At 54.3% G+C, this 12,032-nt stretch carries 11 protein-coding genes; all 11 read right to left on the bottom strand.

Annotated elements, in window-relative coordinates; genetic code table 11:
• Positions 1-330: 330 nt before the first annotated feature.
• Positions 331-1,710, bottom strand: coding sequence for an efflux transporter outer membrane subunit (locus J2Y91_RS16530; RefSeq protein ID WP_413449802.1), 1,380 nt, complete (start codon positions 1,708-1,710; stop codon positions 331-333).
• Positions 1,710-2,801 (bottom strand): HlyD family secretion protein, encoded by a 1,092-nt coding sequence (locus J2Y91_RS16525; RefSeq protein WP_099753384.1) that lies wholly within the window; start codon positions 2,799-2,801, stop codon positions 1,710-1,712. Before J2Y91_RS16525 ends, J2Y91_RS16530 begins: the two co-directional genes overlap by 1 nt.
• Positions 2,801-4,435, bottom strand: coding sequence for an MFS transporter (locus tag J2Y91_RS16520; RefSeq protein ID WP_048916448.1), 1,635 nt, complete (start codon positions 4,433-4,435; stop codon positions 2,801-2,803). The genes J2Y91_RS16525 and J2Y91_RS16520 overlap by 1 nt, the downstream gene beginning before the upstream one ends.
• 61 nt (positions 4,436-4,496) lie before the next feature.
• Positions 4,497-4,928 (bottom strand): MarR family winged helix-turn-helix transcriptional regulator, encoded by a 432-nt coding sequence (locus J2Y91_RS16515; RefSeq protein WP_133623974.1) that lies wholly within the window; start codon positions 4,926-4,928, stop codon positions 4,497-4,499.
• Between the two features lie 451 nt (positions 4,929-5,379).
• Entirely contained in the window at positions 5,380-5,703 is a 324-nt protein-coding gene (locus J2Y91_RS16510) for a S24/S26 family peptidase (RefSeq protein WP_253538922.1), read from the bottom strand.
• Between the two features lies 1 nt (position 5,704).
• On the bottom strand, positions 5,705-5,947 hold the full coding sequence (locus tag J2Y91_RS16505) for a DNA polymerase V (RefSeq protein ID WP_253538919.1): 243 nt from the start codon (positions 5,945-5,947) through the stop codon (positions 5,705-5,707).
• A 108-nt stretch (positions 5,948-6,055) separates the two neighbouring features.
• Positions 6,056-7,408 (bottom strand): phage tail fiber protein, encoded by a 1,353-nt coding sequence (locus J2Y91_RS16500; protein WP_253538916.1) that lies wholly within the window; start codon positions 7,406-7,408, stop codon positions 6,056-6,058.
• 60 nt (positions 7,409-7,468) lie between these two features.
• Positions 7,469-7,702, bottom strand: a complete 234-nt coding sequence (gene cor, locus J2Y91_RS16495) for a phage exclusion lipoprotein Cor (RefSeq protein WP_253538912.1) — start codon at positions 7,700-7,702, stop codon at positions 7,469-7,471.
• Between the two features lie 83 nt (positions 7,703-7,785).
• Positions 7,786-8,469: a hypothetical protein gene (locus J2Y91_RS16490; RefSeq protein ID WP_253538910.1), complete on the bottom strand. Its 684-nt coding sequence runs from the start codon at positions 8,467-8,469 to the stop codon at positions 7,786-7,788.
• 1 nt (position 8,470) lies between these two features.
• The gene (locus J2Y91_RS16485; RefSeq protein ID WP_253538907.1) at positions 8,471-8,782 is read right to left on the bottom strand and encodes a hypothetical protein; all 312 of its coding nucleotides are present in this window, start codon (positions 8,780-8,782) and stop codon (positions 8,471-8,473) included.
• Positions 8,782-12,003: a TipJ family phage tail tip protein gene (locus tag J2Y91_RS16480; protein WP_253538904.1), complete on the bottom strand. Its 3,222-nt coding sequence runs from the start codon at positions 12,001-12,003 to the stop codon at positions 8,782-8,784. The genes J2Y91_RS16485 and J2Y91_RS16480 overlap by 1 nt, the downstream gene beginning before the upstream one ends.
• Positions 12,004-12,032: the final 29 nt, after the last annotated feature.

Genomic DNA, 12,032 nt, shown 5'->3' with positions numbered 1-12,032 from the left:
GGGTGACCTTGCCAGCAGAAAGAAACTGTCTGATTATCGCGCTAAAGAGTAGCACAATGGCGCAGTTGTTTAACGTAATAAATTGATTTCAGGCTGCTGAAAAGGGAATAAGATATAGCGTATTGGTATGCAGAATCAGGCAAAACAGTGCTTTAGCCCGTGAACAGTCAGAGCAAATGATTATCAACTTTCACTTATACTTCCCCCGGTAAATCCTAAGTAATAGCAGCTCTCATTGACCAGCAAACGCGCGGCGCAAGCTCACGGGCAAGCTAAAGCTGTTGGTTATCAGAGGCGGGTAAAGCGGGTCGGGCATGCCCGACCCGGCAATCATTCAGGCTGCCAGCCGCCGCCCAGTGCGCGATACAGATCGATCTGCGCCAGCAGCAGGTTGTTTTTTGCCTGCACCACGCTGAGCTGGGTACTGAACAGCGTGCGCTGTGCGTCCAGCTCATCAAGATAGGAAGCGTAACCATTCTGGTAGCGGTTGCTGGCAATGCGCAGTGCTTCCTGCACCACCTTCTCCTGCGCCTGCAGTTCGCCAAGCTGCTCGCGGTAACGGGCGATGGCATCCAGATCGTCATTCACTTCGCTAAACGCGCTACGCACCACTTTCTCATAGCTGTACAGCGCCTGATTGCGCGTTGCCATCGAAACATCGACCTGCGCCGTCAGCGCTTCGCGATTGAGTATCGGGGCCAGCACGCTGCCGCCAATACTCCACAGGCGGAACGGATCGCTGACCAGATCGTGCAGGATGGAACTCTGCAGGGTGCCGCTCGCCGTCAGGTTAAGCGATGGCAGCAGCGCGGCGCGCGAGGATTGCAGTGAGGCATCGGCGGCCAGCAGCTGGCGCTCGGCCTGCACAATATCCGGGCGGCGCTGCAGCAGCTGCGATGGCATCACCGACGGCAGCGTCTGCGGCGCCAGGTGCTCGAAGTGGTTCTGCCGCGCGATCTGGCGCGGGTTCATGCCAACGAGGATGCTGAGCGCATTCTCCTGCTGGGCGATCTGATGCTGCAGTAGCGGGATCTGCGCTTTCGCCGTCTGGTATTCAGACTGCGACTGCACCCACTCCAGTTTAGAGGTATAGCCGGTTTCATACTGGCGCTGCGCCAGCTTCAGCGAGTTGGCACGCGTGGCCAGCGTCGCCTCGGTCACGCGCAGCTGCTCATCCAGCGACACCAGCGTCATATAGCCGGATGCCACCGAGCTGGCAATCGTCAGCTCTGCGGCGCTGGCCGCTGCCTGCTGTGCCGCCAGCGAGGCTTTCGCCGCATCGACGCTGCTGCTGCGCTCACCCCACAAATCGACATTGTAGTTAGCCTGCAGCAGCCCCTGGAATACCGAATATTGATAAGGCTGACCGGTCACCGCTGAGATAGCACGCGCGCGCGTCGCCGCCACGCCAGCATCCAGCGTCGGGAAGTCATCCCCCTCTGCTCCGCGCAGCTGGGCGCGGTACTGATCGACACGCGAGCGGGCGGTGAGAATATCCGGGTTGTTGCGCAGCGCCTGCTCAACCAGCTGATTGAGAGAGGGATCGTTAAACGCCCGCCACCAGCTGGCTTCCACCGCTGCACCCGGCCCGACCTGGCTGCGCCACTGCGCGGGAATGGGCAACGAGGAAGGCGCTTTTTCCACCTGGGTGGCGCACCCGGCCAGGGCTGCCGTCATCATGACCACCAGCAGCGTTTGTCTGGCCGCCATCATTGCTGCTCCCCGTCGCGTGGTTTGGCTGCGGTATCGATATTCACCTCCACCGACATGCCCGGTCGCAGGTGGGTCGCGTTATCGCTGGTGATTTTGATACGCACCGGAATACGCTGGGCGATTTTGACAAAGTTACCGGTAGCGTTATCCGGTGAGATCGCGCTGAATTCGGAACCTGCCGCCGGTGAGATAAACTCAACCTCGCCGCTGAAGCGCTCGCCATCGAGAGCATCAACGGTAAACACCACCGGCAGGCCCGGTTTAACCCGCGCCATCTGCGTCTCTTTCATATTGGCGATCACCCACATCTGCTGCGGAACCAGCGACGTCAGGCGCGTCCCGGCGGAGACATATGCGCCCTCGCGCACGGCAATCTGCCCCAGCTGCCCGTCGCGTGGGGCAATAATTTTGGTGTTGTCCAGGTCGATCTGCGCCAGTTCCAGCGCCGCCTGGGCGCTGGCGACGTCCGCCTCCAGCGAGGCGCGGTTAACAATCACCGTTTGCAGATCCTGCTTCGACACTTCCAGCGTAGCCTGCGCCTGCTGCACATCGGCCAGCGTCTGGCTGTTGCTGGCGCGCGATGCATCACGCTCGCGCAGCGACAGCGAACCATCCGCCACCAGGTTCTCTACCCGCTTAAGATCCAGCCCGCCTTTCACCGCCTGAGCTTTGGCATTGATCAGTGCCGCTTCATTGCGTTTGATCACCGCTTCAGCACTGCGACGCTGCTGCAGGTTGTTGGCCAGCGCGGCCTTTTTCATCTCCAGTTGGGCGAGAGACTGATGCACATGCTGCTTATAGATGCGGTCATCAATGGTCATCAGCACGTCACCGCGATGTACCGGCTGGAAGTCCAGCACGTCCACCGAGGTGATATAGCCGCTCACCTGCGGACTGATAAAGGTCACCTGGCCGCGCACGTAGGCGTTTTCCGTTGACTGCGTCTCACTGGTGAAAGGCGGCAATTGCCAGGCATAAAGGATTACCAGCACCCCGACCAGCGCGATGCCGGAGCCAAGGGCAATGGAGACAATACGCAGCTTGTTATTTCGTTGGCGCTCCTGGAGCTGCTGGTCCTGTTGACTCATTAGTTACCTACGTTCGCAATATTAGTATTTTGCATAGCTCGCTGTTCCGCTTCCGCTTCGCGTTTCGCCTGCTGCCAGTTGAGGTAGCGCAGGCGCGACAGCCGCCATAACACCCAGAGTAAAGTGACCCCTGCCATCACAGCGGTCAGAATGTAAACATCGTTATACGCCAGCACATTGGCCTGCAGGGTGGCAACGGTTTGCAGCTGCAAGGTGCCTTCTGCGCCGCGCAGCGTACTGTCGCCCAGCAGGCTGGTGAACAGATTGCTGTACTGCGCCAGCCGATCGGTGACATTCGGGTCGAGCAGGGAGAGCTGATCGCCCAGCAGGCTGGAGTGATATTTCTCACGCCACGTCTGGAAGGTCCCTAACAGCGCGGAACCCATCAGGCCACCCAGGTTCTGGCTCATGCCGAACAGCACCACAAAACTGACCAAATTTTTCGGCTGCGTCACCACGCTACCAACGCCCAGCAGCATGGCCGGTGCAATAAAGAATGAGGTGCTGAAACCCAGCAGAAACTGGCTGAAGTACATATTATTGGCACGGGTCAGCGGGCTGGACTGCGCATCCATCAACGAGGCGACCATCACAATAATTAGCGACATGACAATCGGCCAGCTAAGATGCTGCGGATTGATGGTCAGCGCGCTGCAGACGATCCCGGCGGCGACACCGGCGAGGATCGCCAGCGCCAGCCCCTGCATCTGGTCATTCTGGATCCCCAGCTGCTGCAGATAGCCAATCGCCCCGGTGTTCTGTTCAGCCAGCATGATACGCAGCAGGATCATCACAATGCCGAGACGGAATATCGCCCCGCTGCCCAGCCAGCGCGTATTAATAAGCGGGTTGCTGCGGTTGTGCTCCACCAGCACCGCGGCGGTGACCAGCACCAGCCCCAGCGCCAGACAGATCCCCAGCCACGGCGTGCTGGTCCACCATTCGATACGCCCGAGCGACAGCACGCCGCAGAACAGTGCCATGCCGGGCGCCATCAGGAAGAAGGTGAGAAAATCTTTTTTCTCAAAAACTTTGGTCCGCTCACCGGGCGGTAGCTTAAGGATTAATACCGCGCCCAGCGCCATCAGAGCCAGGCCAAGCTCAAACAGGTAGAGTCCGCGCCACTCGTCAAGCTGCAGCAGCTCGGTGGAGAACAGGCGCGCCAGGGGGATCGCCAGTTGGGATGCGCCAAGGCCAATCGCCAGCGCTTTCAGCCGGTGCTTTGCGGGCCATGCCTGCACCTGATAGTAAATTCCCAGCGAGCTGAGCGCCGCGCCCACCATGCCGTGCGCGGCACGCACGATAATGGCCGAGCTGAGATCGTTGACCAGCAGATGGAAAAACGCCACCAGCACATACAGGACAAGGAAGGCTTCGGTAAACACGCGCAGGCCGAACTGCTGGCGAAACTTGACCAGTAGCAGGTTGATCGAAATATTGCCCATCACATAGACGGCGGGAAGCCAGGCAATTTCGTTGTTATAAGCACCGAATACGCCCTGTAAATTGGTCAGATTCGCCGTTACCAGCGCATTACTCAACGCCCCGGTGATACAGATCAGCAGGCCAACAATACCAAAAGCAATACGTTTATGCGTGGGATGAACTGGCGTGGAGGGGGAGCCAGGCAGCATCGGTTTTTCACCGGGCGCCCACTCAACCGGTGCATAAGGATTGGATTTATTGCGACGCACCCTACTTCACCTCAGTTGCCGCCAGCAGTTGTTGCAGTACGCGCTGGGTGACCGCCAGCTCGGCGGGATTAACCCCTGACAGCAGTTCATTACGCAGCGCGTCGGCTTGTGTTTTTAAACGCTGATAGAGCAGCTCCCCTTTCGGGGTGACGTGCAGCAGCCGCTTACGCCGATCTTCCGCAGGCTGAACGCGCTCAACCAGCTGCTGCTTCACCAGCCGATCGATCAGCGGGACTACGCTGGCATCTTCCAGCCCCAGCGCCTGCGCCAGCTCTTTTTGACTCATGGGTTGATCCTGAATAGCAATGGTGGCAACGGCCATCCAGCTACTCATGCTCAACCCATTGTCTTTCATACGACGGTCGATCGCCTGACGCCAGGCATGAGCCGTCAGATGCAGTAAACGGGAAAAGTTTAGTTCCTGAGAGTTCAATGTATCGATGCCTGATGATTAGAGGTCTAACTAAAATTATCCGGCAATTATAAGCACGCTCAGATAAAGAATGGAAGCTACTGCCAGAGAGTTTAGATAATTCTTAGCCACTGCGCCAGTCGCCCGTTATTAACGTGGGCAAAGCAGAAATAGTGGGGAAGAGGAATTTCAGGCATAAAAAAACCGCCTTTCAGGGGCGGTTACGACATTGCTTACAGCTTGTTTTTATTCGTTTTAATCGGTAGTTCGAAGATGGTGCCCGGGGTGGGACTTGAACCCACACAGCCATAAGCCGAGGGATTTTAAATCCTGCGTCATTACCTATAACTACAAACACTTATCCATTAATTTCATAATATATTCAACTTTGCATGCCTAGAAATATCAGTATGTTAGAAACAGATATCTTTGAATATTATGATGGATTTTAGCTTATTATATGAGCTTTATATCATATCGTCGGACCGTTCCAATCGTAATGAGAGGTAATGGTTAATACCACCGTCCCAAGCACTATTACCTCTTCCATAACCTGACCTTCCAGTGCCTCACCCTCCGGCGTGATGATCGACTTACCCATCAGTTTTCCGATGCCTATTTCGCCAAATATTTCATAGTAAATTTCCGATCCGTTGGCAGGTGCCATGGACGAGTCAACAACATACTGCAGCCCGCCGAACTCGACGAGCGAAGTTGATGACGGATGCGGGATGAACAGGCGGTTCAGGCATATGCTGTCTTCGATGTAATCCGTTGCCGGAGATGGGAACCCCATATCAGAAGCCTCCGTTATTTGGATTAAACAGCAGGAACGTACGGCGCTCACCTTCCGCAGTCGACACGTCTTTGAACGTGCTCTGGTAGTGCTCAATCCAACGATTAGCCTCAGCCAGTGTCCATTCATAGTTGACCTGCGCCAGTGCGTCTACGAAGTCGACCGTTTTCACTGTGCGCCGCCCGTTTGCCGCTATCTGTATGCTCGCCCGGAACGCTGCCGGGATGTCGTCTCTTCTGCCCATGACTCACCTATACACTGTTTTTATATACAGTATTATTTGATCATGTGGCGTGAATGATCAACTGGCTGGAGTGAAGATATTTGTCAGTATGATGATCTGCCGGGATATTTAGCTTGTTGCTTCATCGCCCTCTGCTGCCTGTTCCATTTCTCGCATGCGAGTGTTCCAAGCTGAGTCTTCGGGCATCTGCAGGCGAAGGTCAATCCAGCGGCCATCAGGTATATCCATTGGCTCACCGGCTACAATCATCGCGCTGTCGACGTCAAAGCGGCGCTTAAACACCGACACCGTTATAACGCCTTCTTTGTCTGTGGCCAGCTCGACGAAGCACAGGCGGTTACCGTTGATGTCCTGTGGCACTTCCAGCGTCCAGCCCTCATCTGCAAGGCCGACCGCACCCGTAACCTGATAAACACCAGTGGATAATTTCTCCGCACTAACACCTTCAGCCTCATCATTTACAGAAACCAGCCCCGCAATTTCATGCATGTCATCAACAGCAAAATCTGGCTGCATTTGAGTGGCATCATTTGTCAGGCGGGCTATTGGCGACGCCTTTTTAATAAAGTTGTTTGTGTCCACAGTTGTGTTCGCAGTGGTGTAGGCTTCTTTCCACGTTGTCGGTGCAGAGCCATCAAAAGAACGCACAAATATTCGTCCTCCCAGCGAGTCAGAGGTTAGTAGCTGCGTTCTGAAGGCGGCACTGTTACCTGGCATTTGTATAACCCCGCATCCGGTTGTCGTCAGGCCGCCTGGATTTCCCCACGTATTCCCATTCCCGTTGTAAAATCCATTACCACCATCAATGCGAGAAAATAATCCACCAGGGCCTGTTGTTGAACCAACGCCATATGATCCAACGACCATAACAGCGTTAGGTAGAGCATCAACATAACCTGTAACCAAGGGACGTGTGGCGCTATCCGCCAACCCTAAACCGCTCCTCGCATCAGCCTGCGTTTTTCCCCCTGTACCACCCTGAGCCACGCTAAGCGCCGTGGTCAGGCCTGTTAGCGAGGTGATATCAGAGTTAGCCCCTTTTGCCGCCTTGTTCGCGTACTGCGCCGACATGTAGCCCCAGCTCGGGCCGGTGAACGAACTGCGGTCAGGTCGCTCTACGGTAACCGATGCGGCGTCACTGTAAATCTTCTGCCAGTTCGCCAACTGCGCAATCATACCGCGCTGGTTCGTTGCCATGTCATTCAGCACCTGCTGAGTAATTGCATACTTCAGTGTTGCCGGAACGCCGTACCAGGCCAATCCGCTGGCCGTTGGTCCGTTGTACGCCTGCGCAATGGTGAGCTGCGTGTTTGAAGCGATCGACGCGACAATCATGGTATAGGGCGCACCGCCGACAGTAACGCCAATGAAGTCACCTGCTTTCAGCTCTGTGGTGAACGCAGTTCCGGTGCCACCAACGGTGGTTGAGTTATTGGTTAACGCAATAGTGCCTGCTGGCATAGTTATCTCCGGGCAATAAAAAACCCGGCACGGTGGCCGGGTCATTGATATTAAAGCGAGTTATTTGTCGCAGGATGTTCTGCTGAAATTGTTTTTACTGACCCACTGCCAGTTAAATGGGTATCCGGCTTTGTACTGGGTCTGATTTGCCTGATGGCGTACAGCATAAATTTGTACAGTAGTTTCTTTACCAGAAAGCAAAGCTACACCTTCACAAACTGGCTCCTGCTTTTCAAGTAATCCGCTACAGCCGGACACCAAAATAACTCCGAGAATAATTGATAACTTATACATTATGAAACCTCTAAATATGTTTCATACAGATTAATCAATTTTATGTTGGTGAATGATTTGAATGTTCGATCGTTTCGATCGAATTAGTACATGCTTACATCAATAGCCATAATCCTGTTTTTTGCATTAGTGTAAGTAACGTTACTAACGCCGCCGCCTGGATACCCCCCGGTTCCTCCTGAGCTGATTCGCGTAGTGGAGCCGTTGTAATAAGCATTCGCATAAAATGTTGACATGAATGGTCGCGTACCACCTGAGTTGATTACTCCTGTAATGATTCCGGTCGAGACAGGAAGTACAGCCCAGCGCCCGTTAAGGGTGGTGTTGATGTTGTATCCGGCTGAGTCCTGCCCTTCAACACCAAAGGCCGTGACACCTCTCAACACCTTGGTCTCATTGGTCAGTACGCAGCGTCCAGCTGAGTCCCAGAACGCAACGCCCCACTTGGGGATAACCGTTTCATACTGGTACTCGAATACATAAACAGTAACTAATCCGGGGCCGTTTGGAGAATAGTAACCTGCGGTGATACCCCAATCATCAGTGTTGAATAGCTTCTCGTAATAGACATAAGCGTTATCGCTACCCGTACCAGTTGCGCTTATTTCACAAAATATAAAACGCATAACATTATCAGTCTTGTGAACGGGCACGAACGTAGAGCCGTCAACGCTTTTTGTCACTTTATTCACGAGCCTTAAGGGCAAAGTCCCATCAATGTAAAATGGATTGCCTGCGGGGTCCGAAACAATGGCACCAAAAGCCATACTATTTCCTTAAATAAAATAGGTAATATCCGGCAGCAGACGATGCTGTTCCTGTGCTGTAATCGCCATCAGCAACCGCGCTTATTGTTACTCTCCCTCCTGACACCACAACCTTTCGCCGTTTATAAACATACTCACCCTGCGTCGACTGAAATAAGTAATCCAGCGTAAAACCAGATGGCACGGTAAAGGTCGCAGACGCGGATTGCTGCCCGCTGGTCATAGCCAGGGAGCCAACTACCAGCACCCTGACAATCCCGGTATTGTTATCAACACCGTTTGCATCCCACGTTCTGAAGCCCCACTGCGCCATCAGAATGACCCCGTAAGGCGTCCGATCTGAACACGTAATACATTACTGCCGTCAGCGATACTGATTGTAGTATTGGTCTGTTTCATCTTTCCTTCTCCTGCCACTGAACCATAGTTCTCAATGACCCCGGTTTTAAAGTTGAGAGAAAGACCGGACTGGCCCGCCACGTAATTATCTGACTGAAGAACGTCAGTGATATTTCCGCGCCCGATCCAAGCGGTGCCAATGAACGCCTGGTTAATCAGTACCTGCCCGTCTTTAATAATAAACGGGGAATAATAATTACCCTCCGAACCACTGATGACAACGAACTGATTAGCATTCACAGCCACGCGGGTATCAACACTGGTGCCATTGACTGTTGCAGCCACAGACAGCCCAGCATCGTAATTTGTGCCGTTGTATCTGATGCCAGTCTTCAGCGTGTAAATGGCTGAGGGGTTGCTGACATCCGCGTATGCGTCGAACTTCTGCTGGATTGCAGCCTGCTGGTCGTTGTAGTTGGCAGTTACAACCGTGGCCAGATTGGCGACAGATGACTGCGCATCCGTTGCCACCTTGCTCGCCTCAATGATGCCAGCGCGGTTCTCACCATACTGCGACCACTGCTGATTCACGTTGTCGTAGCCCGCCAGAATATCCTTCATGGCGGCTTCCGGGTCAGTAATGAGCGGGTCAAGCAACGCCTGGCCGTCCGGTGAGGTCAAAAACTCTTCGACAACATCATCAATCAGCTCGCTTGCGCTGGAGTTTGTTGCGCCGCCCACAAATGCAGTCCAGTCACCCACGTTACCGATTTTGTCCACCAGCCGCGCGCGATACCAGCGGCGAACGCCAGCAGGCATAGGCCCGTGCTGATAGCTGACGCCGGGGTATGGGACATATGTCAGAAATTGCGGGTTCTGCCCGTCTGCCGTAGTGGCCACCTGCAGTTCTGTATACGCCGTATCACCGGAGCCAGCTGGGAAAGCCCAGGTGAGATCGATGTTCCACACAACGTTAGTGGTGGCGAACAGGCTGACAGGCGTGCCCGGCTTGCCGACTTTACCCTTAAGCGGCGTTGAGTCGGAATAGCCCCATGGGGACGAAACCTCAGCAGCATTGACGGCCCGCACGCGGACATCGTAAACGCCCGTGTAAATCCCGCTGATGCTGAAGCCCTGTGCGCTGGTCTGGCTGACGTTAATCCAGTCGCCTTTATCCTTGCGCCACTGCGCAACGTAGCTTATCGCACCTTCGACCTTGCCCCACTTAACCTGCATGCTGGCCACGGACAGCCCCTGCTCAACATAACTGAGCTCCTCAATGCTGATGTTGGCAGGCGGCTTCAGTACACTGATTGGCGTGACGGTGATCGGTGCCGGTTCAATGCGCACGCCATCATCGATATAGCGGTACTTATTCGGGTCGTGCTGCACACCAGCGACAGTAAACGTGCCGTCATCGTTAGACGAAATCGAGGTAATACGGAAGTACTGAATGGCCAAATTATCGCTATCGATGGCCCATACCGCTCCCGCTACAGGGTCCATTCGGAAACTGGTCGAGACTGTCACGGTGAGCTTGTCACTGCTGACAGTGGCTATAGTGCGCGTCTGAGCCGTTCCGTCTGGAAGGTTAACCACCAGCCGATCCCCTGCTGAATATTCGATGGCGCGGTCCAGCTTCACGCTGCGACCATTCACTGCGCTGATGCGGCCGCCGTTCTGCTTGCCGCTGCGGAACGGATCAGCCACGCCGATAATCTCAGTTGGTACCGGGATGTAGCCGTCCAGCCCCACACCGAATGACACGGTTCCATCTTTAGCATTAGACAGCAGCGCCCAGCGCCCGCGCCTGTGTGCTTCGCTCTGCGACGTGCAACCTATCGCCGTTAATGTCAACTCCCGGACGCCATACCGCGCCACCAGCTCTGAATCGTAAACGCTTTCAACGGTGTCGGAATAGTGATTGGCGGGATCGGAGTAGCTGGTCTGGCACGATGAATAGCGGTTTTTGTAACTTCCCCCGGCATACGTGAATAAACCCTCTACCACGTTAGCCGCGTGGTACACAAAGTCCACGTCCACGTTGCCGTTAGAATCAACCTGCGGCACGTCAGCGTTCACAAAAATCTGACTGTTACCCCAGAACGTGATTCCCCGGAATATCGCCGCAATGTCCTTCAGGACTGTATAGGCATCCTGCTGGCTCTGGATAAACACATTGCAGGTAAAGCGCGGCTCAGTGCCGCCAGCGCCGTTTGGCACCATCTGATCGCAGTACTGCGCGATTGAGTACAGCTCCCACCTGTCAATCATGGAAGCATCAACGCGCGTGCCCATACCACAGATTTTATCCAGCACCAGATCGTAAAAAATCCATGCCGGATTATTGGTGTAAGCGTATTTAAAGTCGCCCTGCCAAGTGCCGCTGTAAGTTCTGCTGATAGGTTCGTAATTCGTCGGAACGCGTACCAGCTTGCCTTTCGGCTTGCATGTGATCTTTGGTGCCTGGCCATTAAATTGCGATGCATCCACTTCGACATAAAGTAGAGCAGTATTTGGATAACGCAGTTTACTGTCGATAACTTCAGCGAATGAAAAAACCTTGAAGGCATTAATCAGGCGGGACGAGTTAGAGTCTGCAGTAATACGGCGGACCCGGATCGTCCATCCTGTGGTCGCTTTCGGCAAATCAATACGATGATCGCGCTGGTATTCTGACGTGGTTTTCCCGTTAAATCGCCCGTCCACAACCTGCACCCATGAACTGCCATCAGTAGACAGGTCAATAGCATACTGCGTAACCGTGCCCACCATATCCCCGTTATCTTTGTACTGATACTGAATTGGCAGGCTGAGTTTGATGCGCACGGCATCAAGGGACAAATTGGTATACTGGCGAGTCCAGGGGACGGGCTGAGTTACCGTTACACCCACCGACAGCTCGTTATCGACCTCGGGCATGCCCTGAATATAAGTCTGGTCCTGGGTACCCTTCCGGTAATCCCACACCACGCCAGTGAAGTTATAAGTGCCATCGTCGTTGGCGAGCTGTGTATCGTTTAGGTAAATCTCCTGAGCAGTCAGGTCGCCCTGTATCTCGCCCTCTGAGATTGCCAACAGTAGCTTCAGTTTTGCTACGGAAAGCAGGTCATCAGCCTGTTCGGTTGGAGTTCGCGGATTTCCACCGCCGCCCTTGCTTCCCTGATAAATCATTTCACCGTCAAGAAGTCGCATATATCACCCATAAAAAAAGCCACCATAAG

Origin of the sequence: Erwinia aphidicola (assembly GCF_024169515.1) — a bacterium.
Taxonomy (GTDB): Bacteria; Pseudomonadota; Gammaproteobacteria; order Enterobacterales; family Enterobacteriaceae; genus Erwinia; species Erwinia aphidicola.
The sequence above is the reverse complement of the archived record's forward strand: the minus strand, read 5'-3'. Positions and strand labels throughout refer to the sequence as shown.